The organism is Phyllobacterium calauticae (genome assembly GCF_019991125.1).
In the GTDB taxonomy this organism is placed as follows: domain Bacteria; phylum Pseudomonadota; class Alphaproteobacteria; order Rhizobiales; family Rhizobiaceae; genus Phyllobacterium; species Phyllobacterium calauticae.
The window spans coordinates 368,801-391,334 of sequence record NZ_JAGENB010000003.1 but is presented as its reverse complement, the minus strand read 5'-3'; the positions used below and the strand labels follow the sequence as shown (position 1 = coordinate 391,334).

Here is a 22,534-nt window from a genome sequence, read left to right as displayed (position 1 = left end):
GCCATTTGGTCCCCTCTACGGGGAAAGTCAACCCCCCGGAAATTATGCCGCAGGGCGTTGATTTGCTGCTGTTTCAGCGGGCTTGCCTGACGGGGCGCCGGACGCTTCACGCCTTTACTTTTGCGTTGTGCGGATCATAGAGTGGCTCGAGATGGATCGCGGCGGGAAAGCGCTCATTGGCGACGACAAGTTCATAGGTTCCCCCGGTCAGAAAGCCATCCGTGACACCCTCGGCATGGCGCACATAGCCGAAGCCGATGGGCTTGCCGAGCGTATAGCCAAAGCCGCCGCTGGTCAGGTACCCGACCGCCTCGCCGTTGCGCAGGATTGTTTCGCGCCCGAGGAGAACCACGTCCTCGCTCGCGACGGTAAAGCCGACGAAGCGCTTTTTGAGTGGTGCTGCCTGAATGGCCTCGCTGGCCTTCCGGCCGAGAAATTCCGTATCCTTGCGCAGTTTGACGGCCCAGCCCAGTCCCGCCTCGAAAGGCGCGTCATTGGGCGTGATGTCGGCGCCCCAGGCACGGTAACCCTTTTCCAGCCGCAGGGATTCCAATGCCCGGTATCCGACCGGCTTGATACCGAAATCGGCACCGGCCTGCATCAGGGCATCGAAGACGGCGCCGGTCGCGGCAATCGGGATGTGCAGTTCCCAGCCGAGTTCGCCGACATAGGTGACACGCAGGGCGCGGACCGTTGCTCCGGCAATGGTGATTTCCCTGACATGACCGAAGGGGAAGGCGCTGTTGCCAACATCGGTATCCGCGACACGGGCGAGAACATCCCGCGCCTTCGGCCCCATCAGGGAAAGCGTGCCGAAATGCTCGGTGATATCGGTGAGGCGCGCGTCCAGCCCGTCGCCGATATGCTCCCTGATCCAGGCAAAGTCATGGGTGCGGAAACCGGTGCCAGTGACGATATAGAACTTGTCTTCGGCAAGCCGCGCGACCGTGAGATCACACTCAATGCCGCCGCGCGTGTTGAGAAGCTGTGTATAGGTCAGGCGCCCGACAGGCTTGGCGACATCATTGGCGCAGATGTAGTCCAGTGCCTTTAACGCGTCCTTGCCCGTCAGTTCATATTTGGCAAATGACGACTGGTCGAAAATACCGACGTTTTCACGCACCAGCGCATGTTCCTTGCCGACCTGGTCAAACCAGTTCTGCCGGCCCATGGAATAGATATCAACGGGCTCTGTTCCCACCGGGGCAAACCAGTTGGGTCGCTCCCATCCAAGCTTTGAACCAAAGACCGCGCCATGCTCCTGCAGGCGCTTGTAGAGCGGCGAGACGATGGCTGGCCGCCCGGACGTGTATTCCTCGTGCGGGAAGCCGATCGTGTAATGCTTGCCATAGGCCTCCAGCGTGCGGTCCCGGACCCATTCACGGTCGCGATGCAGATTGGAAAAGCGCCTGATGTCGACGGTCCACAGATCGAGAGGCGCTTCGCCATCGATGACCCACTGCGCGAGGACCCAACCGGCACCGCCGCCCGAGGCGATGCCGAAGGCGTTGAAGCCTGCGCCGACGAACATGTTGGAGCATTCCGGAGCCCGGCCAAGGATGAAATTGCCGTCCGGCGTGAAACTCTCGGGGCCATTGATCATCTGTTTGACGCCGACGGTTTCGAGCGCCGGAATGCGTTCGATGGCCTGCAGCATATGCTGCTCGAAATGATCGAAATCGTCGTCGAACAGGCGGAACTGCCAGTCCTCCGGCACATCGCCGGTCACCCAGCCCTGCGGATTGGGCTCATAGCCGCCCATGACCAGCCCACCCACCTCCTCCTTGAAATAGGTGCGCCGATCGGGATCGCGGATTGTCGGCGCGTTGGAGGACAGGCCATCGATCTTTTCCGTGATGATGTATTGGTGCTTGACGGGCTGCAGCGGCACATTGATCCCTGCCATCGCCCCGACCTGGCGTGCCCATTGCCCGGCACAGTTGACCACCTTTTCACAGGCGATATCACCCTGATCCGTCTTGACCTTGACGATGCGTTCGCCGTCCATCTCGAATCCGGTCACGCGGATGTTTTCGATGAGTTTCGCGCCGTTCATGCGGGCGCCGCGCGCCAGCGACTGGGTGATGTCGGACGGGCTTGCCTGTCCGTCTGTCGGCAGCCAGCTTGCGCCGACCAGATCGTCGACCCGCATCAGCGGCCATATGGCCTTGACCTCCCCAGGCGAAAGCAGGTGCATCTCCATGCCGAAGCTGCCGGCGGTCGTCGCCAGCCGGCGGAACTCGGTCCACCGGTCCGGATTGGTGGCAAGGCGCAGGCAGCCGGTCATTTTCCAGCCCGTTGCCAGACCGGTTTCTTCGTCGAGGCGCTTATAGAGATCGACGGAGTATTTCAGGACGCGCGTGATCGATGCGGAGGAGCGCAACTGACCGACCAGGCCTGCCGCGTGCCAGGTGGAGCCTGATGTCAGTTGCCCCTGTTCGAGCAGAACGACATCGGCCTTGTGATCTTTGGCGAGATGATAGGCGGTGGAGCAGCCGATGATGCCGCCGCCGATGACGATGATCTGGGCGTGACTGGGCAGGGTCATGATTTGTTTCCATAGGTGGTTCGAAACCGGTCGAGCGCCTGATCCAGCCGCTCCAGATTTTCGTGGGTATAGGCGACGTAATCGACGCCGGGTGCGTTGAGATACAATTCCGATACCATCGCCCACATCGCCTCGCGCAGCAGCGAGGCACATTGCATGGCGGCATGGGCACGTTTCAGCGCGTCATCCGGCGCAGCCCCGAAATAGGCGGTGAGAAGCACTTCCGATTCGTCGTCGCTCAGGCCCGCATTGGAGGCGATGCCGGCGAGATCGAACATGGCCGTGGAAAATCCGGCATATTCGAAGTCGATCAGCCAGAGGCGTTTGCCGTCATCGAGGATATTGGCGGGCAAAAGGTCATTGTGGCTGAAGATGATCGGCAAGGGCATCTGTGCCGCCTCCATCTCCGTGGCTATGGCGAGGTAGTCGTCCAGGTGGCCGGCCATGCGGCTTCTGCCGTCCTTGAGGGTGCGGGCATAATCGCGGATCACGTGGAACACCCAGAACATGAAAGCGGGGCCGGTGACGTGCTCCGGCATTGCCGTGTGAAACCGTCGGATCAGCTCTGCAACACCCACAATGTTGGTGCGCACGTCCTGGGAATCGTAGGTTTTCGCCCCGAGAAACGCCGATACCATGATGCCGTCATCCGCATGAAACAGTTCCGGCGCGAAACCGGCGCGATGGGCCGCCTTTGCCGTCATCGCTTCGCGGTCACGGAAGACATGGTGGAAGGGATAATCCTTGCCGAAGCGCACCACATATTTGCGGGTGTCATCCTCGACGACATAGCTCTCATTGCTGATCCCGCCCTTGAGCATCGATATCCGGATGTTGCCATGCCAAAGCGGCAAGGCAGCAATTCGAGCTTCACTGGTCTGGGTCTGCGGCATGGGGCAATCCAGAAAACAAGGGCCCGGATTGGGCGCTCAATGCAGCAAATCTCATCCGCATGTCTGGCGTTGTCAATCCAGATTTGTGAGATTTTGTGGTTTTTATGACTGCTTTATAAGATTTATGTGGTATTACTATCGAAGGGCTCGTGAACTTGCGGGATTGAAGAGGTGTTTGATGAGTTCCAAACGGCGTGGCGAGATTGCCAGAGTGCTGCAGGACGAGGGCACAATCTCGATTGCGGATCTCGCACAAAGACTGGGTGTCTCGCTTGAAACGATCCGACGCGACGTCAAACCCCTGACGGATGAAGGGGTGATCGTGCGCACCCACGGCGCCGTGGGATTGCCGCAGCATCTGGGGGAAGCACCGTTCGAGCGGCGCATGCGGGAGAACGCCAGCGCCAAACGGGCAATTGCCCGGCATGTGGCGGGCACGATCCGCAGCGGAGATTCGATCATGCTCGATACGGGGACGACCACCAGCTTTCTGGCGCGCGAACTCCTGCACCACCGTAACCTGACGGTCGTGACCAATTCATCCGACATTGCCCGGACGCTGGCGACCGTCAACGGCAACAAGGTGTTCATGGCGGGAGGCGAATTGCGCAGCGACAACGGAGCGGCGTTCGGTGCTTTTGCCATCGACTTTGTCAGCCGGTTCAACGTTGCCCATGCGATCATCTCCATCGGCGCTATCGACGCGACGCACGGGTTGATGGACTATAATCTGGAGGAGGCCGAGTTCGCGCGTATGGTCCTGTCGCGCGGCGGACGTTCGGTTGTGGTAACCGACGCTTCCAAGTTCGGCCGGCATGGTCTCGTTCAGGTCTGCGATTTCACCGGTTTCGACGAGCTGGTGACGGAAACATCCCCGCCCGCCGATATTCTGCAGGAGCTTGGCCGGGCCGGAGCCAAGGTCAACATCGTCGGTGAAGGCGCTCGGCAAGAAACGGGTGGCGGTCAAGTCGCGGGCGGATAAAATCACCCGGGTGAGTCGGGAGAGGATCGTGACAAAGACCCTGCGCTACAGGCATATACAGACACCCATCGGCCCCATGATAGCCATGGCGAATGATGAGGGGCTGTCTCTGCTGGAATTCGCCGACCGGCCGGCGCTACCCGCGGAGCTCAACGAGCTGGAGCAGCGCTATCGCTACACGATCATACCGGGCGAGCATCGCTATCTCGATCAGATCGACGGGGAAATGACCGCCTATTTCAACGGCGTGCTCACGCGGTTCGAGACGCCGCTGTTTTTGCCTGCCACACCGTTTCAGCGTACGATATGGTCGATGCTTCTCGCCATTCCCTACGGCGAAACGCGGACCTATGGCGGCATGGCGCAGGCGCTTGGCAGGCCGAATTCGAGCCGGGCTGTGGGAGGAGCAAACGGGCAGAACCGCATCGCCGTTGTCGTTCCCTGTCACCGGATCATTGGCGCGGACGGATCGCTGACCGGCTATGGCGGCGGCCAGCCGCGCAAACGCTTCCTTCTCGATCTCGAACATCGGATGGCGGCCCAGACATCCGGACAAACGGTGTTTCACCCGATCACGGCGCAGGGAAGCTTTCTTTAAACAAGGATTCCGGTTGCGAAACGCGGCTCGTGCAGCAGCCGGTCGAGCAGGACCAGTGCCTGCTCCAGTCTCGGCCTGTTCGGCGCTGCGCCCAGTGACAATCGCACCGCTTCGGGGTGGGTGGGTGCTATGCTGAAGGCCGAAGCGGGGACGATGCCAATGCCGGACCGGCGGGCCAATGCGGAGAATTCCGCAGCACTCCACTGAACCGGCACATCGAGCCACAGGTGATGCCCGGCGGGATGGGCGGCAAAATGCCAGTCCTTCAGCACTTTCCGTGCGATTGCCTGCCGGGCGCTGCTTTCCTCACGAATGGCCGCGGCGATCCCGTAAAGACTGCCGTCATTGATCCAGGCGGTGGCGATGGCCATCAGCAGTGGCGATGCGGTGGGGTTGCTGGCGCGCAGGCTGGATGCGAGTTTCAGCACATCCAGCGCGGAAGGGCAGACCACATAGGCGACACGCAACGCCGGCGTGACACATTTCGACAGCGTGGCGATGTGCCAGGTGATGTCGGGCGCTATCGAGGCGATGGCCGGCAGCGACGCATCGAGAAGTTCCGCATACGGGTCATCCTCGATGATCATCACGTCATTGCGCTGGGCAATGCTGACGATTATCTGCCGGCGCGAAAGCGGCATTGTCACTGTCGTCGGATTGTCGATGGACGGGCAGAGGTAGATAGCCTTCGGTTTCAGGGTTCTGCAGCAACTCTCGAACACATCGGGAATAATACCGTTCCTGTCCGTGGCGAGCGGGTGCAGGGGAATATCGAGCGCCGAGCACACGGATTTCAGGCCGGGATAGGTGAGAGTTCCGGTGCAGATGGAGCCGCGCCCGGCCAGAAGACTGCAAATGGCAAAGAGCGCGCTTTGGGCTCCGCCTGCGACCAGCAGCCGGTCGGCCGACGGGGCTGCGCCAAAACGCGGTGCCAGCCATTTTGTCCCGGCGGCCCGCGCCGCTTCCGTCCCGGTGCTTTCCTGGTAGCTGAGAAAATGGCTTGAAGCGCCGTTGAGCACATGACTGACACCGTGGATCAAGTGACTGTGGAGATCCGCTTCCGGGGGCTGCGGCGGAATGATCATGGTGAGGTCGAGATCCGTCAGAAGCGACGCCATGCCCTGGACCGGCGGTGTCAGGGCACCCTTTATGATCGTGCCTGAACCGACTTTCGCTTCAATGAGGTCGAGGCGGCGCGCTTCGGTCATCGCCCGTGTGACTGTGGTCAGATCGATTCCAAGCTCTTTTGCAATCGCGCGCTGCGGCGGCAGCGCATCGCCGGGTTTGAGGATGCCGGAACCAATGTCTGCGACCAGCGCATCGACAATCCCCTGATGCTTGTAGCGGGAACTGGCGGCGATACGGGGTTTCCAGATGGTCATGATGGACTCTTTGTATGGGCTTAAGCCATACAATTACCCATGATCTGCCATTGAGACAAGGACAAATCTTCCGTGTGACAAAGCGTCATGCTTGTTTATCCGCATACAATCCGTATATTTCTCTCAGATAGTATGCTGATTGTATGTGTATTTATAAAGAATAGCATACAATGAGGCTTCACTCGAAAGGCATCAGCCATGTCACAGACAGGCCACTACCACCCGACCGACAATCCGATGAAGACCGGCATTCTCGGCCGCTGTCCGCAATGTCAACAGGGGCGGCTGTTCCACGGATTTCTCAAGCTTGCTCCCTCCTGCGAGGTTTGCGGGCTCGACTATGCCTTCGCCGATCCGGCCGACGGTCCGGCGTTTTTTGCCATGACCATCGTGGCTGTTCCAGCCATGCTGTTCGCGCTCTGGCTGCAGACGACCTACGAAGTCTCAATCTGGGTGCATCTGTTCACCACACTGCCCCTGACCCTGTTCGGCAGCCTTATCCTGCTGCGGCCGCTGAAGGGCTGGCTGGTATGTTCGCAATTCTTCCACAAGGCCGAAGAAGGCCGCCTGGTGCGCAAGGGCGAGCAGTAAGAACGGCCCAGGCAAAGTAGGCCGGGGCCGCTCCCATCGATCAGGTGTTGGCGCCCCCGTCGATTGTCAGCGACGTGCCGTTGATGAAACGGCCTTCCTCGCCGGCAAGAAATGCCACCAGACCGGCGATGTCCTTGGCTTCGCCGAAGCGCGGAATGGCCATGCGGGCGCGCTGGCCTTCGGCATGATCGCCATCGGCAGGATTCATATCGGTATCCGTCGAGCCGGGATGGACGATGTTGGCGGTAATCTCCCGCGGTCCGAGATCGCGCGCCAGTGCCTTGGTCAGGCCGATCAGAGCAGCCTTGCTGGTTGAATAGGCAATCAGACCCGGGAAGGGAACGATTTCAGCCAGGTTGCTGCCGATGCTGATGATGCGTCCGCCAGCAGGCATGAATGCTGCGGCTGCCTTTGCCGCCACAAAACTCGCGCGGACATGAATCGACATCACCCGGTCGAATTCTTCCAGTTCCAGTTTATCGACAGTGTCCATCGTATAGACCCCGGCGCTGTTCACAAGAATGTCCAGCCGCCCAAGTCTGGCGTGGGCTTCATGCACCGCAGTCTCAACAGCCTTCGCATCGAGATTGTCCGCCTTGATGGCGATTGCCCGGCGTCCAAGCTTCTCGATGGCCTTGACCGTCGCGTCCGCCTTGTCCGGGGCGCTGGTGTAGGTGATGGCGATATCGGCACCGTCTTCGGCTAGTTTGAGGGCAATGGCTGCGCCGATACCGCGGCTTCCGCCGGTGATGAAGGCGACTTTAGGAGAGAGGCGAGACATCGATTTTCCTTTATGTAATGATTGATACATAAATAACTGCCACTCTTGCACCGAAGCGTCAAGCGATTTATGTATTGATTGTTACAAAAGGAGATTGCCATGTTGCCGAAGGGCCGGCCCCGCGCCTTTGACCGTGATGCCGCACTGGAACGCGCGATGCGCGTTTTCTGGCAGAAAGGCTATGACAGCGCTTCCATGAGCGATCTGACGGAGGCCATGCAGATCAATGCACCAAGCCTTTACGCGGCTTTCGGCAGCAAGGCTGGCCTGTTCAGGGCGGCGGTGGAACTTTACACGAATCAGGTGGGGCGGCGTATCAAGAACGCTTTGCCGACAGCGGCGACGGCAAAGGAAGGTATTGCCGATTTTCTCAAGCAAACCGCAATTTCGCACACGCATCCTGGCCAGCCGCATGGATGCATGGTCGTGTTGGGGGCGTTGCATGGTGAGGAGGGTGCGGACACACCGTGTTCTCTCTTGCGCGAACGCCGCCTCGAGAATGTAGTGCTTCTGCGCGAGCGGCTGGAACGCGGGGTGCGCGAAGGTGAGCTTTCCCCAAAGGCCGATCTGCAGCAGATCGCCGAGTTCTACGCCACCGTACAGCATGGGATGTCGATCACCGCCCGCGACGGGGCAACGCTGGATCAGCTGGTGAAAACTGCTTATGCGGCTATGGCAGCCTGGGAGGGGCTGACTGCCGGGTAAAACAAAAACGGGCGACCGTGAGCCACCCGCTTTGCAGTCTTGGCGATGCAGTAAAGCTTACTCGCTGGCAGCAGCTTCTTCAGCCGGTGCTTCGGCAGCGGCCTTGGCGGCTTCTTCAGCGGCCTTTGCGGCTTCAGCTTCAGCGGCAATCTTTGCCTTCGCGTCTTCTTCGGCCTGCTTGGCCATGGCAACGCGTTCCTGAGCCTTCTTGCCCGGAAGACCCTTTTCAGGGTTGCTGCGCGTGTCGCGCTTGGCAATGCCAGCCTGATCGAGGAAGCGCAGAACGCGGTCGGTTGGCTGCGCGCCGTGGCCGATCCAATGCTGGATGCGGTCAGCGTCGAGCTTGACGCGATCGCCGTCCTTGGGAAGCATCGGGTTCCATGCGCCAACCGTTTCGATGAAACGGCCATCGCGTGGTGCACGAACGTCAGCAATGACGATGTGGTAGTAAGGGCGCTTCTTGGAGCCGGCACGTGCCAGGCGGATTTTCAGTGACATAGGGTATTCTCCTGTTGGTTAGTTCGCGGCGTTTTCTTTGGCCGCAGTTGTTTCGTGATGTCTGATCACTTCCTTGACGATGAAGTTGAGAAACTTCTCGGCAAAATCCGGGTCGAGGTCGGCCGACTGGGCGAGGGCGCGCAGACGTTCGACCTGTTGTTTTTCGCGCGCGGGATCAGCGGCTGCGAGGCCGTTTTTGGCCTTCAGCACACCCACGGCTTTGGTGCAGCGGAAACGTTCCGCCAGCATGTGGATCAGCGCCGCATCGATGTTGTCGATGGAGGCACGCAGTTCGAGCAATTCTTTTGGCAGAGAGGAAGACGTCATGATTATCCCTTCTTCTTCGGCAGGCCGGGAAGCCCGCCACCAAGGCCGGGCAAGCGCGGGAGGCCGCCGCCCAAACCACCACCGAGGCCACCCGGAAGACCGGGAAGACCACCACCCTTGCCGAAGCCTGCGGCTTCCGCCTGCTTCTGCAAGGCCTCAAGCTGTTTCGGATCCATCTTTGAGAGGTCAGGCATGCCGCCCATACCACCCATGCCGCCGAGACCCATCTTGGCACCAAGACCGCCCATCATCTGTTTCATGATGCCGCCTTTGCCCTTGCCGCCCATCGCCTTCATCATATCCGCCATCTGGCGGTGCATTTTGAGAAGCTTGTTGATGTCGGCGGCATTGGTGCCGGAGCCCTTGGCGATGCGCTGCTTGCGCGAATGTTTGAGCAAATCCGGATTGGTGCGCTCGGCCGCAGTCATGGAGGAAATGATCGCGAGCTGGCGCTTGAAGATGGAATCATCGAGGCCGGCTGCGGCCATCTGATCCTTCATCTTGCCCATACCTGGCATCATGCCCATGATGCCGCCCATGCCGCCAAGCTTCTGCATCTGGCCGATCTGGTCTGCCAGATCGTTGAGATCGAACTTGCCGGATTGCATCTTCTTGGCCATCGCTGCGGCTTTTTCCGCATCGATGTTTTCTGCTGCCTTCTCGACCAGCGAAACGATGTCGCCCATGCCGAGAATGCGGTCGGCGATACGGCGGGGGTAGAATTCCTCCAGCGCATCCATTTTTTCGCCGGTGGCAATCAGCTTGATCGGCTTGCCGGTGACGGCGCGCATCGAAAGCGCGGCGCCGCCGCGGCCGTCACCATCCATGCGCGTCAGGACGAGACCGGTGATGCCGACACGTTCGTCAAAGGAACGGGCGAGGTTGACGGCGTCCTGACCGGTCAGGGCATCGGCGACGAGCAGGATTTCGTGCGGATTGGCCTTCTTCCTGATGTCGGCCATTTCGACCATCAGCGGCTCGTCAATATGCGTGCGGCCCGCAGTATCGAGAATGACGACGTCATGGCCGCCGAGCTTGGCAGCCTGCACGGCGCGCGCGGCGATCTCGACCGGTGTCTGGCCGGCGATGATCGGCAGCGTGTCGACGCCGGTCTGCACGCCTAGCTGGCGCAACTGTTCCTGGGCGGCCGGACGGCGCGTGTCGAGCGACGCCAGCAGCACCTTCTTCTTCGACCGTTCGGTCAGGCGCTTGCCGATCTTGCCGGTGGTTGTGGTTTTACCGGAGCCCTGCAGGCCGACCATCATGATGACGACCGGCGCCGGGGCATTGAGATCGATAGTGACGCCTTCGGCGCCGAGCATGTCGACGAGTTCGTCATGGACGATCTTGACGACCATCTGGCCCGGCTTGATACTTTTCAGGACTTCGGCACCAACCGCCTTGGCGCGAACCTTGTCCGTGAATGAGCGGACAACATCGAGGGCAACGTCAGCTTCGATGAGGGCCCGGCGCACTTCGCGCAAAGCCGCCGCGACGTCGGCATCCGACAACGCGCCACGGCCGGTCAGGCCATTCAAAATCGAACCTAGTCGTTCCTGTAAGCTCTCAAACATCCGTTTTCCTTTATCCTTCCGGGAACCGTTTCCCCGAGAGGTAAGCATCCTCCGCGCCAAAGCCCATAGTTAAAATGCGGCTCAAAGCAAAATTGCACCCGAGGGCGCATCGCGCTGTCGGGTGTTGACCTCCGGGATCGTCGAACCCTTGCGGGGTCCCGGTCGGCTGCTCGGAGTTTGGAACTCGTCGCGGATTGATGGGCGGCTTAAACAGGAAATGCGGCTCAAAGTCAAGACAAGGGCATTAGGCGCGTTTTTTCAATCCTGCCGCTTCGCGCAAGGCCTCGTCGATGCGGCTCTGCCAGCCGGGACCTCCGGAACGGAAATAATCGAGCACATCGGGGCTGAGACGGATGGAAACCGGCGTCTTGGTTGTCTCCGCGACCGGCCTGCCGGGCTTGCGCCCGCTCAATTCGGTAACGAGAACTGTATCGGGATCCTCCAGCGCAGCCTTGGTCAGCGCGGCATCTTCTTCGGGAGTAATCTTATCCAAAGCCGCTTGAATGCGTGCTCTGTGTGCGGCGCGTTGTTTCTCAGTCATATTCGTTTGCATATCTTTTGATCTCGGTGGTTGTCGATCGACGCAAGGAGATAACTCTGATCTGGTCACCACGTTCGGTATAAACAAGCGTAAAAAGGGTATGTCCGATGAAGCCTATCGCCACGATTCGCTCTTCTGCGTAGTTTTCCCGATCGTCCAAGCTTTCCAAAGCCGTGCTGAACTGAAATCGCTTTGCAAGTTCGAAATCCACGCCATGCTTGCGCAAATTGCTCCTGGCCTTTTCGTCATTCCATTCGAATTTACGCATGAAAACCGCTGCGGTCAATAATTAATGTATATACAAAAATATAAACGGCTCGGCCGGAAAATTGCAGCCATTTTACAATGAAAGCGGAGCGATGCTGCTTATCAATACGTCTAAAGCCGGCCGCCGAATCAGGTTGTATGTAGCAATTCTAGGTTGTGACGAGTCCAGTGCTTCTGGGCTCGCTCACGGTCTTCAAAATGCCTTCGAGTAGCGTCAAAAGCCCGAAACCGGGTCAAAATAAACGGAATTGGCGCGGTTTCGCCAAATGTCGCCGGATTCTGCCAGATGACAGCGGATCAGAAAAATGGCAGATAGGTTCAAAGAAGATTCAACTTTTAAGGAGATTTCCATGGCATTTGTTGCCAAAGCCAGGTTTTTTGCAGGAGTCGCCGCAGCGGTTTTTCTGACTGCGGGTGCAGCGCAGGCCGCCGCCCAGTGCGGCAACAACTCCGCCGGATTTCCGGCATGGGTTCAGCAGTTCAAGCAGGAAGCCCAGTCGCAAGGGATCGGCAGCAAAGGCCTTACCGCGCTCAACAACGTGACCTATTCCACGAAGACGATCGCGCTGGATCGCAATCAGAAGAGCTTCAAGTACTCGCTCGAAAAGTTCCTGCAGGTTCGCGGCGGCCAGACCATCGTCTCGCGCGGCAAGAAGCAGAAGGCGCAGAATGCGGCGCTCTTTGCCAGCATCGAAAAGCGTTATGGCGTGCCAGCCGGCCCGATCATTGCCATCTGGGGCATGGAAACGGGCTTTGGCGCCTATATGGGTGACCAGCACACACTGTCCGCCGTATCGACGCTTGCTTATGACTGCCGTCGCAGCGACTACTTCCGCCAGCAGCTTTATGCGGCTTTGAAGCTGATCGATCATGGTGATCTGGCACCTGATGCGCGCGGTGCTTTGCACGGCGAAATCGGCCAGACCCAGTTCATGCCCGCCAACGTGCTGAAGTACGGTGTTGATGGTGATAGCAGCGGTCACATCGACATGGTGCGCTCCAAGGCCGATGCCCTGGCATCCACTGCAAATTTCCTGGTTGGTCATGGCTGGCAGCGGGGCGCCGGCTATCAGCAGGGCGAGCCGAATTTCGCAGCGATTCAGGGTTGGAATGCTGCCACGGTTTACCAGCAGGCGATTGCGATCATGGGTGCGCAGATCGACGGCAAATAAGGCCTTCCTTCCGCTCTATCACGTTCAAGAGGCCGGTGTGTTCGCACCGGCCTTTTGTTTTTAGAAGCCTTCACAGGTCTCGCCGATGGCGCCTTGGGCACTGGCGCTGATCTTGCCATCGCGGAAGCTGAATATCTCGCGTGTATAGGTGGTGTTTTCGGGGAATTCGTAGCAGACGAGCATGGTCATCCTGCCGTTCTCCATCCCCTCAAGCCGATGCTTCACCTTGGTGTCTTTTGCCGCACTCTCCCATTCGGTGAGCGAAGCAAGGAATTCGCTTTTGTTCAGCTCGACTTCCTGGTCTTCCAGCACAATTGTTGCATCATCCGTCAGAAGATCGGCGAATTCGGCCCGGTCAACCGTTGCAAGCGCCTTGTACCAGCGCTCGACAAGAATCTCTGGTGCATCCTCGGCAAGCGAAGGCACCACGAGGCTGAAAAGCAGCGCGACGGCGATCACCAGTTTCCGCATGGGCTACTGTCCCGGCTGCAGGTCGACCAGTTCAGGGTCCGGGCGCAGGAAATCCCCGGTTTCAGGGTTCATCACCCAAAGCTCACCGGTCGAGATATCGAACCAGGCACCATGCAGGGTGAGGCGTCCCTTCTTTTCCAGGATATCGACACAGGGAAAGCTGCGCAGGTTCCTTAGGGAGTAACGGATGGAAATGCGCTCCAGCGCGGTCTGGCGTTCGAACGGGGTCATCAGCTCGTTGGCGGCGACCGCTTCGGCGGCGGGGGCCACGAGGCTCATCCATTTGCCGATGAAGTCACCGGGTGAAAGCGGCTTGCTTTCCGTATCGAGCGCCGCCTTGATGCCGCCGCAACGGCCATGCCCCAGAACGACGATATTTTTCACCTTGAGGCTTTGCACGGCAAATTCGAGCGCGGCCGACGTCGCGTGGTACTCGCCGTCCGGCTCATAGGGCGGCACCAGATTGGCGACATTGCGGATGACGAAAATCTCGCCGGGGCTGGTGTCGAAAATGATTTCGGGGGCGGCGCGGGAGTCGCAGCAGGCGATTACCAGCGTTTCAGGGGTCTGGCCTTGTTCGGCCAATTGGCGGTAGCGCAGGGTTTCATTGGCATAACGCTGCGCCATGAAGGTGCGATAACCGGTGAGCAGTCTCTCAGGAAGCATGGTCATGATGGTGCATTAATCCCGATTGAAGGGAAGATCAATTGGTCTTGTGTCGGTAGACGCAATGCTGAAATGCGAGACCCCAGAATAGGGCCATTTCACGGCATGTCACCGGAATTGCGGAACCACGCCCCGTGTCGAAACGGCGCAGGTCAGGCCCGGATGCCTTTGCTCGGGTGCGTAAGGCGGCGCATCTGGATCATCGCCATCGGACTGGACAGGCTGGAAGCATCCGCTTCCAGCATCAATTCGTCGGCGCCGCGCTTGGCCGAACGCGCCATGATCTCAAAGACCGACGCGGTGGTCCGCTGCAAAATCTGCTCGTGGTCGAGGCCAGCCAGCATGCGCGCCAGGAAGAGTGCCGACGTCAGGTCGCCGAGCCCGTTCGTCGGGCCGGTGACAAGGCGGTGCTCTGCCAGCATGGCGAAGGAATGGGTGACCAGAAGATTGCCCGTGCCGCCAGCCAGCATCGGATGGGCCGAGGTTACCAGCATCGTGCCGGGACCGGCATGCAGCGCCGCCTGCATGATCGACTTGTTGTCGGGAAGGTCGGCTCCGGCGAGCCAGGCCAATTCGAAACGGTTGGGCGTGGAGATATCGGCGAGAGGCATCAGCTCATCGCGAATACCGATGGCCGTGGCTTCGGGAACATAAAGGCCTTTCGTGTCGCCGATCACGGGATCGCAGAGGTAAAGCACATCCTTGTTCTGGCTTTTGACCTTCTTGACGAGGCGGGCGACGGATGCCGCCTGTGCGGCATTGCCGAGATACCCGGTCATGATGGCGCGCACTTCGCCCAACCACGGCGCGCGCTCCAGATCGGCGATCAGATCGTCGAACTGCTGGGGTTCCGGCACAATGCGCTTGGCTGGCCCGTGCCCGGGATGCCATGGCAAGACGACCGTGGGTACTGCCCAGACCGGATGTCCGAGAGTCTCAAGCGCAAACACCGCAGCACGGTTGCCAACGGAACCGCGCACCACGTGGCTTGAAATGACGATGACTGCATTGGAGGAGGGAGCAACAGAACCGGTCATGGGAATACTCGTAAAGGAGTTCGGAAAAGCGGGATGAGTGCGCAGACTCAGCTTTTGCCGGTAACAGAACTGATCAACCAGATAAACATGGCGAGCAATACAAGCAATCCCAGAAACCGGCCGATGCGTGTCCCCCAGATTTCTATCGGATCGCTGGCATCGGCATCTTGCGCGGTGAAATGCCCCTTGGTTCTGGCAACGGTGCGGTCGATCACGGTTCCGCTGCCGGCATTGGACTCGTGGTTGACGCGTTCCAGAATCCGCGCCGATTCTGTTACAGTCTGACGTTCTTTGTCATTGGCAGCCATGGCGATTCCGCTTGATCCCTGTTGCAAGGCAGCATAGCGCTTTGCCAGTTCCTTTTGCAGCAAAAAATGGCTACGCTCGGCCTGCTTCGTTCCAAAACGGCCAACCGGTCAGGAAAATGAGTGTTGAGGAGAGGGTTTTATGCAGAAAATGGCGTCGTCGTCCGGCTTTTTGCCACGCAATGTTTTTTCGGTTCTTGCGCTTGCCATCCTCATGCCGCTGCTTTCCGCATGCGGCTTCAATACGATTCCAACCAATGAAGAGCAGGCCAAGGCCGCATGGAGCGAGGTGCTCAACCAGTATCAGCGCCGTGCGGACCTGATCCCGAATCTGGTCGAAACCGTCAAAGGTTATGCGGCTCAGGAAAAGGACGTGTTGACATCCGTGGTCGAGGCACGCGCCAAGGCAACGTCGGTGCAGGTGACACCCGATACGCTGAAGGACCCCAATGCCTTCAAGGCGTTCCAGGACAATCAGGCCAATCTCACCGGTGCCCTGTCGCGGCTTCTGGCGGTTGTCGAAAACTATCCCGACCTCAAATCCAACCAGAACTTCCTGGCATTGCAATCGCAGCTGGAAGGCACGGAAAACCGCATAGCCGTTGCCCGCCGTGATTATATCGAGGCGGTGCGCGTTTATAACACCTCGCTGAGAACCATGCCGACGATCATCTGGACGTGGATCTGGTACACCGGCAGCCAGCCCTATCAAACCTTCACCATCGACGATTCCGCCAAGCAGACGCCTCAAGTCAAATTCTAGGCTTTCAGAATGCGCACCATGCGCCAAAGCGCGGTCAATACGATGCGACGTCCCATCTTGATGCGGATTTCGCATGGTCTGCTGTTGATTCCGGTTCTGCTTGGGCTGTTGCTGGGCGGCGCCTTTGCGGCTGCGCTGCCAGCCCTGACGGGACGCGTGGTCGACGGCGCAAATGTCATCGATGCGGCAACGCGGGATGCCATTACCCAGAAGCTGGCGGCATTCGAGGCGAAGTCATCCGACCAGGTCGTCGTCGTGACGGTTCCAAGCCTTGATGGAGAGGCGATCGAGCCCTATTCCAACAGGCTTTATCGCGCCTGGACGCTTGGCCAGAAGCAGGAAAACAACGGTGTCCTCCTGGTCGTTGCTCCCAGTGACCGCAAGGTGCGTATCGAGGTCGGTTATGGGCTGGAAGGAACGCTGACGGATCTGTTGTCCAGGCTGATCATCGAGAACGCCATTATTCCGGGCTTCCGTTCGGGCGACTATTCCGGCGGCATAGCGCGCGGGGTCGACGATATACTGACCGTGCTCTCCGGCGATTCAGCCGAACTCCAGGCACGGGCCAAGCGGAATATCCAGAAGGAGTCCTCCAACATCGACTGGTTCGGGGTGATTTTCATCTCGATCTGGGTGCTGATCTTCTTCGGTGGTTTCGGCATGGCGATCATGGCTTCGGTTTTCGGCCAGAAGATCGGGCCCGGTCGTTACAAATGGCTTGGCATGACCATCGATACACGATCCTCCTCGGGCGGCGGTTCCGGTGGAGGATGGTCATCGGGTGGTGGCGGTTGGTCTTCCGGCGGTGGCGGTGGCGGCGGCTTTTCCGGCGGCGGCGGTTCGTCGGGCGGCGGCGGCGCTTCGGGAAGTTGGTAGGAGAGAGCATGTCAATGATGAGCGACGAGGATCACGCCCGCATTGCCGAGGCGATCCGTGATGCGGAAAGCCGGACAAGTGGCGAAATCTACGCGGTGCTCGCCCGCCGCAGCGACAGCTATTTCTTCGTCGCCGGTTTTGTGGTCACCGTTGCCATCCTCATTGCAGCCGTCGTGGTTGCACTGGCGGCACACTGGTACTGGTTCACGATTTCACTGCCGCTGTTCGGTCTGGCCATTCTCGCAGCGTTTCTCACCGCTATCCTGCTGATCCGGCTGGTGCCGGGCCTTGGCATGCTGTTCGTGCCCAAGCGCATCCTCTATCAGCGCGCGCACCTCAATGCGGTTCAGCAATTCCTGGCGCGCAATGTTCACCTGACGGAAAAGCGCACCGGCATTCTGCTCTTCGTGTCCCTGGCCGAACACTATGCGGAAGTCGTGGCAGATGCGGGCATCAATGCGCGTGTGCCACAGGAGGAATGGAACGGTATTGTCGCAATCCTGACAAACCATGCGGCGCTGGATGATCATGCCTCCGGCTTTCTCAAGGCCATTCGGCATGCGGGGCAATTGCTTGAAACACACTTTCCGGCAGGTCCCGACAACGTCAACGAGCTCGATGACCATCTGGTGGAACTGTAGCCTGTCCAAATGTCATGCGAATTTTACGTCCGACGTGCAGTTTGCAGTCGAAAATGCAATTTCAGTGGCTATGATGAGCCAAAATGCCTGTTCAGGGAGAGAATCTGATGGCTTCAACAACAAAATCGGGCGCGAAAGCCGCTCTGAAATCAAAAACAGCAAAAGCCACGAAAGAAAAGAAGCAAGCACCCGGTTTGTTTGAAGAACTGCTGTTTGCGCGGGCGCCGGCAGAAGACCTTGCTGACTACGATGCAGGGGCGCTGAGAACGTCTGCCAGGCTTGCCGAGGATGCACTGAGCCGGTTCAAATCGGGAAAGCCCCTGATCGACCTTTCCGATGGCAGCACGGTTTCCCGTGATGGCAGGCCGGTTACGGTCGTCACCCTGATCAACGATAACATGCCCTTCCTGCTCGACTCGGTTCTGGGCGAGATCAGCGAACGGGTTAGCTCGGTCTATCTGGTGCTGCATCCGGTGATGGACGTGGACCGGAAAAGCGGCGCGGTTATCGGTGCTGCAGGACCCGACAAACCGGGCAAGGATGAAGCCCGCGTCTCCGTGATGCAGATTCATGTGCCGGCACTGGATGCACCCGTACGTGAAATCATGGTTGAAGCGCTCAATCTCGTGCTCAAGCAGGTGCGCGAAGCGGTGAATGACCGTGCCGCCATGGTTGCGCGTCTCGGCGATGCGATCGAAGCCTACAAGACCGGCAAGACGCCGATGAAGAAAGCCGCCGCCGAAGAGGCGGTCGAATTCCTCGAATGGCTGCGCGACAACAATTTCACCTTCCTCGGCGTGCGCGAATACGATTATCAGGGCGACGGCAGCCAGGGCGAACTGGAGCGTTCGGGCAAACCCGGGCTTGGTATTCTGCGTGATCCCGATGTGCGCGTGCTCAAGCGCGGCAACCAGGGCGTGACGACCACGCCGCAGATCATCGCGTTCCTCACCGGTCCCGAGCCGCTGATCGTCACCAAGGCGAACACCAAGTCGCTGGTGCATCGCCGCGGCTACATGGATTACATCGGCGTCAAGACCTATGACGCCGATGGCAAGGTGAGCGGCGAATTGCGCTTCGTCGGCCTTTTCACCTCCGGGGCCTATACCCGTTCCGTGCTGAAGATCCCCTATCTGCGTTCGAAGACGGAAAGTGTCATCAGCCGCCTCGGATTCAACCGCGAGGATCACTCGGGCAAGCAGCTGATCAAGGTACTTGAGAGCTATCCGCGCGACGATCTTTTCCAGATCGACGTCAAGACACTGACCCGCAATGCCGAGATCATTCTGGCCCTGGGCGAGCGCCCGCGTGTGCGTGTCCTGCCGCGTATCGATCCTTTCGGCCGGTTTGCTTCCATCATCGTCTACGTGCCGCGCGAACGTTACGATTCCATCGTGCGCGAAAAGGTTGGTTCCTATCTCGCGGCAACCTATGAGGGACATGTTTCCGCCTATTATCCGGCATTTCCGGAAGGCAATCTGGCGCGTGTCCATTTCATCATCGGCCATGCGGAGAATGACTTCCCCAAGGTCAAGCGCGAGGCTTTGGAAGAAACCGTCCGGTCGATTGTCCGCACCTGGGAAGACGCAGTCGCCGAAGTTGGCGACCGCAGCGGCCTGGCGGAGTTCTCGTCGCTCGCCGCGGTATTCCCCGATTCCTACCGCGAAAACTTTTCGCCGGATGAAGCGCTGATCGATGCCAGCCGGATTGCCGGACTGTCGCGGACCAATCCGCTGTTTGTTGATTTCTACCGTCACCGGACCGATGGCGCCAATGCGGCGTCGCTGAAAATCTATCACTACGGCTCGGCCGTCGCCCTGTCCCAGCGCGTGCCGCTGCTCGAGAACATGGGCTTCCGCGTGATCAGCGAGCAGACGTTTGCCTTGCCTGCTGCCGATGGCAGCCCGCTTTTCGTGCATGACATGGAATTGGTCAGCACATCCGGGTCCTCCATCGATCTCAGAGACAATGGCGACCTGTTCGAAGATGTGTTCCGCAACATATGGGGCGGCGCTTCCGACAATGACGGCTACAATGCGCTCGCATTGACCGGGCAGTTGACGGCACGCCAGATCATCATCCTGCGCGCCTATGGCCGTTATCTGCAACAGGCCGGTATTCCCTATTCGCAGGATTACATCGCCATTGCGCTCAACCGCTACCCGGCGATTGCCAAGCAATTGTTCGATCTGTTCGAGCAGCGGCTCAATCCGAAAAAGGGTGCGGCGACGCAATCGCACCGCAAACAGGCAACGATTCGCGCTGCCATCGAAGAGGCACTGCAGGGTGTGCCGAGCCTTGACGATGACCGCATCCTGCGCCGTTTCCTCAATCTGATCGAATCGACATTGCGCACCAATGCCTTTGCGCCGGAAGAGGATGGCAGCGAACGTGTGACGCTGGCCTTCAAGCTCGACCCGCGCGCGCTCGATGATCTGCCGGAGCCACGGCCCTATCGCGAAATCTTTGTCTATGGCCCCGAAGTCGAGGGTGTCCACCTGCGCTTTGGTCCGGTCGCCCGCGGCGGGCTGCGCTGGTCGGACCGGGCACAGGACTACCGCACGGAAGTGCTGGGCCTCGTCAAGGCACAGCAGGTCAAGAATGCCGTCATCGTGCCGGTTGGCGCCAAGGGCGGGTTCTATCCGAAGCGCCTGCCGACGGGCGGCGACCGCAATGTGATCTTCGAAGCGGGGCGTTCGGCCTACATCACCTTCATCGCGACACTGTTGTCGGTGACCGACAACCTGCACGGTGAAACCGTTGTGCCGCCGGAAAATATCCTGCGGCTGGACGGGGACGATCCCTATTTCGTCGTGGCTGCCGACAAGGGCACGGCGACGTTCTCCGACACCGCCAATGCCATCAGCCAGGCGCATGATTTCTGGCTGGACGATGCCTTTGCGTCGGGCGGTTCGGCCGGCTACGACCACAAGAAGATGGGCATTACCGCTCGCGGTGCCTGGGAAGCCGTGAAACGGCATTTCCGCGAAATCGGCACGGATATCCAGAAAGTACCGTTTGTGGCGGTTGGCGTCGGCGACATGTCCGGCGACGTCTTCGGCAATGGCATGCTGCTGTCACCGCAGACGAAACTCGTTGCTGCGTTCGACCACCGCGATATCTTCATTGATCCGGAGCCTGACGTCAAAGCCAGCCTGAAGGAGCGGCAGCGCCTGTTCAACCTGCCGCGTTCGAGCTGGCAGGACTATGACAAGTCGAAGATTTCGGCTGGCGGCGGCGTGTTCTCCCGTTCGCAGAAGTCGATTACCCTGTCGAAGGAAGCCGCCAAGGTGATCGGCCTTGCCAAGACCACGGCAACGCCGTTCGAAATCATGACGGCCATCCTGAAAGCACCGGTCGATCTCCTGTGGTTCGGTGGCATCGGCACCTATATCCGCTCCAGCTTCGAGACGGATGCCGAAGTGGGCGACCGCGCCAATGACGCCATCCGCATCACCGGGCTTGATGTGCGGGCCAAGGTGATCGGTGAGGGTGCCAATCTTGGCGTGACGCAGAAGGCGCGCATCGAGTTCGGTCTCGCCGGTGGGCGCTGCAATTCCGACGCCATCGACAATTCGGCCGGTGTGAACACCTCTGACGTCGAGGTCAACATCAAGATTGCCCTTGCGCAGGCCATGCGTTCGGGAAAACTGCAGCGCGACAAGCGCGACACGCTGCTCGAATCGATGACGGACGAAGTAGGGCATCTCGTCCTGCGCAACAATTATCTGCAGACGCTGGCACTGTCGCTGGCGCAGCGGCGCGGGTTGACCGATCTTGCCTATCAGTCGCGGTTCATGAGCGAGCTGGAAGCCCGGAAGCTGTTGAACCGCAAGGTGGAAACCCTGCCGGATGACAAGGCGTTGGCCGAAAGGCAGGCTGATGGCATAGCACTCAGCCGCGCCGAACTCGGTGTCCTGCTCGCCTATGCCAAGATCGTGCTGTCCGACCAACTGCTGGCCAGCAACCTGCCGGATGATCCCTATCTGGAACGGGGATTGCTCGATTACTTCCCGAAGCAGATGAAGGAAGGCTACGGCGAGGAAATCCGCACGCATCGTCTGCGCCGGGAAATCATTGCGACCCAACTCGCCAATGATGCCATCAACCGCGGCGGCCCGACCTTTGTCAGCCGTCTTGCCGATCTGACGGGGCAGTCGGCACCGGATATCGTCCGGGCCTATGTGATCGTGCGTGACGGTTTTGAGGTCGATGGGCTGTTCGCCGATATCGATGCGCTCGACAATGCTTTGCCGGGTGATGTGCAGAACGGGTTCTATGCCAAGGTGGCGCAGATGCTCAACTGGACAACGGCGTGGGTCCTGCGCAACCGGACCGGCGGTATCGGCCTGGAGGCGGCAATCAAGGAAATCAAGTCGGCCCGCAGCACGCTGCAGCCCAAACTGGAGAAGCTGCTGCCGCTGTCCATGAGCAGCCAGCTGCGCGACGATACGGCCTATTACGCCGGGCAAGGTGCACCTGCGGCCTTGGCGGCTCAGCTCGCCCGGCTGGAAATCGCGCCGATCATTCCGGATATCGCTGCCGTCGCCCAACAGGCCGGTACCGACATTGCCAGTGCGGCCAAGGCGTATTTCGATATTTCCGAAGCGTTCCGCATCGGCCGTATCGTCGAAGCGGCGCGGGGTGTTTCCGTCGCGGACTACTATGACGGCATCGCGTTGGCGCGTGCATCCGACCTGATTTCGCAGGCGCGGCGCGGTATTGCCGTGGCGGCACTCAGCGAGCACGGCAAGAAGTCCGATCCGGCCAAGGAATGGCTGGCCGGACGCGGCACGCAGGTCGATGAAGTGCGTCAGCGTATGGCGAATATCGTCGAGGGCGGGGACCTCACGGTCTCGCGTCTCGCCGTTGCCGCCGGATTGCTTTCCGACCTGTCCTAAAACAGGCTGGGGGGA

Annotated in this window: 22 protein-coding genes; 9 read left to right on the top strand and 13 right to left on the bottom strand. The window is 59.7% G+C overall.

The window, feature by feature from the left end:
• Nucleotides 1–106: 106 nt before the first annotated feature.
• Nucleotides 107–2,548 carry a GcvT family protein gene (locus tag J1W56_RS13755; RefSeq protein WP_223613843.1) on the bottom strand — a complete coding sequence of 814 codons (2,442 nt, stop codon included), beginning with the start codon at nucleotides 2,546–2,548 and terminating at the stop codon, nucleotides 107–109.
• Complete coding sequence (locus J1W56_RS13750; protein ID WP_223613842.1) at nucleotides 2,545–3,441, bottom strand: phosphotransferase; 897 nt, start codon at nucleotides 3,439–3,441, stop codon at nucleotides 2,545–2,547. Before J1W56_RS13750 ends, J1W56_RS13755 begins: the two co-directional genes overlap by 4 nt.
• Before the next feature lie 175 nt (nucleotides 3,442–3,616).
• Between J1W56_RS13750 and J1W56_RS13745 the strand changes: the two genes are divergently transcribed.
• Nucleotides 3,617–4,423 carry a DeoR/GlpR family DNA-binding transcription regulator gene (locus tag J1W56_RS13745; protein ID WP_223613841.1) on the top strand — a complete coding sequence of 269 codons (807 nt, stop codon included), beginning with the start codon at nucleotides 3,617–3,619 and terminating at the stop codon, nucleotides 4,421–4,423.
• Nucleotides 4,424–4,451: 28 nt separating this feature from the next.
• Complete coding sequence (locus J1W56_RS13740) at nucleotides 4,452–5,021, top strand: methylated-DNA--[protein]-cysteine S-methyltransferase (protein WP_223613840.1); 570 nt, start codon at nucleotides 4,452–4,454, stop codon at nucleotides 5,019–5,021.
• On the opposite strand, the gene J1W56_RS13735 is transcribed toward J1W56_RS13740, so the two are convergent.
• Complete coding sequence (locus J1W56_RS13735; RefSeq protein ID WP_223613839.1) at nucleotides 5,018–6,403, bottom strand: aminotransferase-like domain-containing protein; 1,386 nt, start codon at nucleotides 6,401–6,403, stop codon at nucleotides 5,018–5,020. The genes J1W56_RS13740 and J1W56_RS13735 overlap by 4 nt on opposite strands.
• Nucleotides 6,404–6,601: 198 nt before the next feature.
• Here J1W56_RS13735 and J1W56_RS13730 point away from each other — a divergent pair, with 198 nt between their 5' ends.
• On the top strand, nucleotides 6,602–6,994 hold the full coding sequence (locus J1W56_RS13730; RefSeq protein WP_223613838.1) for a DUF983 domain-containing protein: 393 nt from the start codon (nucleotides 6,602–6,604) through the stop codon (nucleotides 6,992–6,994).
• Between the two features lie 40 nt (nucleotides 6,995–7,034).
• Here J1W56_RS13730 and J1W56_RS13725 read toward each other — a convergent pair whose 3' ends face one another.
• Nucleotides 7,035–7,775: an SDR family oxidoreductase gene (locus tag J1W56_RS13725; protein ID WP_223613837.1), complete on the bottom strand. Its 741-nt coding sequence runs from the start codon at nucleotides 7,773–7,775 to the stop codon at nucleotides 7,035–7,037.
• Between the two features lie 99 nt (nucleotides 7,776–7,874).
• Between J1W56_RS13725 and J1W56_RS13720 the strand changes: the two genes are divergently transcribed.
• Complete coding sequence (locus tag J1W56_RS13720; protein ID WP_223613836.1) at nucleotides 7,875–8,480, top strand: TetR/AcrR family transcriptional regulator; 606 nt, start codon at nucleotides 7,875–7,877, stop codon at nucleotides 8,478–8,480.
• A gap of 57 nt (nucleotides 8,481–8,537) precedes the next feature.
• On the opposite strand, the gene rpsP is transcribed toward J1W56_RS13720, so the two are convergent.
• From rpsP to J1W56_RS13695, 5 genes are all read right to left on the bottom strand, one after another.
• The gene (rpsP, locus tag J1W56_RS13715) at nucleotides 8,538–8,978 is read right to left on the bottom strand and encodes a 30S ribosomal protein S16 (RefSeq protein WP_105734266.1); all 441 of its coding nucleotides are present in this window, start codon (nucleotides 8,976–8,978) and stop codon (nucleotides 8,538–8,540) included.
• An 18-nt stretch (nucleotides 8,979–8,996) separates the two neighbouring features.
• Nucleotides 8,997–9,305 carry a chorismate mutase gene (locus tag J1W56_RS13710; RefSeq protein ID WP_223613835.1) on the bottom strand — a complete coding sequence of 103 codons (309 nt, stop codon included), beginning with the start codon at nucleotides 9,303–9,305 and terminating at the stop codon, nucleotides 8,997–8,999.
• A 2-nt stretch (nucleotides 9,306–9,307) separates the two neighbouring features.
• Nucleotides 9,308–10,879 carry a signal recognition particle protein gene (gene ffh / locus J1W56_RS13705; protein WP_223613834.1) on the bottom strand — a complete coding sequence of 524 codons (1,572 nt, stop codon included), beginning with the start codon at nucleotides 10,877–10,879 and terminating at the stop codon, nucleotides 9,308–9,310.
• A 244-nt stretch (nucleotides 10,880–11,123) separates the two neighbouring features.
• Complete coding sequence (locus tag J1W56_RS13700; protein ID WP_223613833.1) at nucleotides 11,124–11,420, bottom strand: BrnA antitoxin family protein; 297 nt, start codon at nucleotides 11,418–11,420, stop codon at nucleotides 11,124–11,126.
• A complete protein-coding gene (locus J1W56_RS13695) occupies nucleotides 11,413–11,688 on the bottom strand; it encodes a BrnT family toxin (protein ID WP_223613832.1) in 276 nt (91 codons plus the stop codon). The genes J1W56_RS13700 and J1W56_RS13695 overlap by 8 nt, the downstream gene beginning before the upstream one ends.
• A 349-nt stretch (nucleotides 11,689–12,037) precedes the next feature.
• On the opposite strand from J1W56_RS13695, the gene J1W56_RS13690 reads away from it, so the two are divergent.
• A complete protein-coding gene (locus tag J1W56_RS13690) occupies nucleotides 12,038–12,859 on the top strand; it encodes a lytic murein transglycosylase (RefSeq protein WP_223613831.1) in 822 nt (273 codons plus the stop codon).
• A 60-nt stretch (nucleotides 12,860–12,919) separates the two neighbouring features.
• Here the strand turns inward: J1W56_RS13690 and J1W56_RS13685 are convergent, their stop codons facing one another.
• The 4 genes from J1W56_RS13685 to J1W56_RS13670 all read right to left on the bottom strand — a co-directional run bounded on the left by J1W56_RS13685 (nucleotide 12,920) and on the right by J1W56_RS13670 (nucleotide 15,341).
• The gene (locus J1W56_RS13685; RefSeq protein WP_223613830.1) at nucleotides 12,920–13,330 is read right to left on the bottom strand and encodes a Cif family virulence factor; all 411 of its coding nucleotides are present in this window, start codon (nucleotides 13,328–13,330) and stop codon (nucleotides 12,920–12,922) included.
• Between the two features lie 3 nt (nucleotides 13,331–13,333).
• On the bottom strand, nucleotides 13,334–14,002 hold the full coding sequence (locus tag J1W56_RS13680) for a carbonic anhydrase (protein ID WP_223613829.1): 669 nt from the start codon (nucleotides 14,000–14,002) through the stop codon (nucleotides 13,334–13,336).
• A gap of 146 nt (nucleotides 14,003–14,148) precedes the next feature.
• Nucleotides 14,149–15,033 carry a pyridoxal kinase PdxY gene (gene pdxY, locus J1W56_RS13675; protein ID WP_223613828.1) on the bottom strand — a complete coding sequence of 295 codons (885 nt, stop codon included), beginning with the start codon at nucleotides 15,031–15,033 and terminating at the stop codon, nucleotides 14,149–14,151.
• A gap of 47 nt (nucleotides 15,034–15,080) precedes the next feature.
• Nucleotides 15,081–15,341, bottom strand: a complete 261-nt coding sequence (locus tag J1W56_RS13670) for a hypothetical protein (protein WP_223613827.1) — start codon at nucleotides 15,339–15,341, stop codon at nucleotides 15,081–15,083.
• Between the two features lie 139 nt (nucleotides 15,342–15,480).
• On the opposite strand from J1W56_RS13670, the gene J1W56_RS13665 reads away from it, so the two are divergent.
• The 4 genes from J1W56_RS13665 to J1W56_RS13650 all read left to right on the top strand — a co-directional run bounded on the left by J1W56_RS13665 (nucleotide 15,481) and on the right by J1W56_RS13650 (nucleotide 22,519).
• Nucleotides 15,481–16,101, top strand: a complete 621-nt coding sequence (locus J1W56_RS13665) for a LemA family protein (protein ID WP_374042703.1) — start codon at nucleotides 15,481–15,483, stop codon at nucleotides 16,099–16,101.
• A gap of 60 nt (nucleotides 16,102–16,161) precedes the next feature.
• A complete protein-coding gene (locus J1W56_RS13660; RefSeq protein ID WP_223614130.1) occupies nucleotides 16,162–16,977 on the top strand; it encodes a TPM domain-containing protein in 816 nt (271 codons plus the stop codon).
• Between the two features lie 8 nt (nucleotides 16,978–16,985).
• On the top strand, nucleotides 16,986–17,618 hold the full coding sequence (locus J1W56_RS13655) for a TPM domain-containing protein (protein ID WP_223613826.1): 633 nt from the start codon (nucleotides 16,986–16,988) through the stop codon (nucleotides 17,616–17,618).
• 107 nt (nucleotides 17,619–17,725) lie between these two features.
• The gene (locus J1W56_RS13650) at nucleotides 17,726–22,519 is read left to right on the top strand and encodes an NAD-glutamate dehydrogenase (protein ID WP_223613825.1); all 4,794 of its coding nucleotides are present in this window, start codon (nucleotides 17,726–17,728) and stop codon (nucleotides 22,517–22,519) included.
• Nucleotides 22,520–22,534: the final 15 nt, after the last annotated feature.

Bases quoted from the DNA above. Each gene is read 5' to 3' on its own strand.
- J1W56_RS13725 (WP_223613837.1), bottom strand. From the start codon at position 7,775: ATGTCTCGCCTCTCTCCTAAAGTCGCCTTCATCACCGGCGGAAGCCGC.
- J1W56_RS13700 (WP_223613833.1), bottom strand. From the start codon at position 11,420: ATGACTGAGAAACAACGCGCCGCACACAGAGCACGCATTCAAGCGGCT.
- J1W56_RS13690 (WP_223613831.1), top strand. From the start codon at position 12,038: ATGGCATTTGTTGCCAAAGCCAGGTTTTTTGCAGGAGTCGCCGCAGCG.
- J1W56_RS13660 (WP_223614130.1), top strand. From the start codon at position 16,162: ATGCGGATTTCGCATGGTCTGCTGTTGATTCCGGTTCTGCTTGGGCTG.
- J1W56_RS13750 (WP_223613842.1), bottom strand. From the start codon at position 3,441: ATGCCGCAGACCCAGACCAGTGAAGCTCGAATTGCTGCCTTGCCGCTT.
- J1W56_RS13720 (WP_223613836.1), top strand. From the start codon at position 7,875: ATGTTGCCGAAGGGCCGGCCCCGCGCCTTTGACCGTGATGCCGCACTG.
- J1W56_RS13680 (WP_223613829.1), bottom strand. From the start codon at position 14,002: ATGACCATGCTTCCTGAGAGACTGCTCACCGGTTATCGCACCTTCATG.
- J1W56_RS13695 (WP_223613832.1), bottom strand. From the start codon at position 11,688: ATGCGTAAATTCGAATGGAATGACGAAAAGGCCAGGAGCAATTTGCGC.
- J1W56_RS13685 (WP_223613830.1), bottom strand. From the start codon at position 13,330: ATGCGGAAACTGGTGATCGCCGTCGCGCTGCTTTTCAGCCTCGTGGTG.
- J1W56_RS13665 (WP_374042703.1), top strand. From the start codon at position 15,481: ATGCAGAAAATGGCGTCGTCGTCCGGCTTTTTGCCACGCAATGTTTTT.
- J1W56_RS13735 (WP_223613839.1), bottom strand. From the start codon at position 6,403: ATGACCATCTGGAAACCCCGTATCGCCGCCAGTTCCCGCTACAAGCAT.
- J1W56_RS13650 (WP_223613825.1), top strand. From the start codon at position 17,726: ATGGCTTCAACAACAAAATCGGGCGCGAAAGCCGCTCTGAAATCAAAA.
- J1W56_RS13655 (WP_223613826.1), top strand. From the start codon at position 16,986: ATGTCAATGATGAGCGACGAGGATCACGCCCGCATTGCCGAGGCGATC.
- pdxY (WP_223613828.1), bottom strand. From the start codon at position 15,033: ATGACCGGTTCTGTTGCTCCCTCCTCCAATGCAGTCATCGTCATTTCA.
- J1W56_RS13755 (WP_223613843.1), bottom strand. From the start codon at position 2,548: ATGACCCTGCCCAGTCACGCCCAGATCATCGTCATCGGCGGCGGCATC.
- rpsP (WP_105734266.1), bottom strand. From the start codon at position 8,978: ATGTCACTGAAAATCCGCCTGGCACGTGCCGGCTCCAAGAAGCGCCCT.
- ffh (WP_223613834.1), bottom strand. From the start codon at position 10,879: ATGTTTGAGAGCTTACAGGAACGACTAGGTTCGATTTTGAATGGCCTG.
- J1W56_RS13670 (WP_223613827.1), bottom strand. From the start codon at position 15,341: ATGGCTGCCAATGACAAAGAACGTCAGACTGTAACAGAATCGGCGCGG.
- J1W56_RS13710 (WP_223613835.1), bottom strand. From the start codon at position 9,305: ATGACGTCTTCCTCTCTGCCAAAAGAATTGCTCGAACTGCGTGCCTCC.
- J1W56_RS13730 (WP_223613838.1), top strand. From the start codon at position 6,602: ATGTCACAGACAGGCCACTACCACCCGACCGACAATCCGATGAAGACC.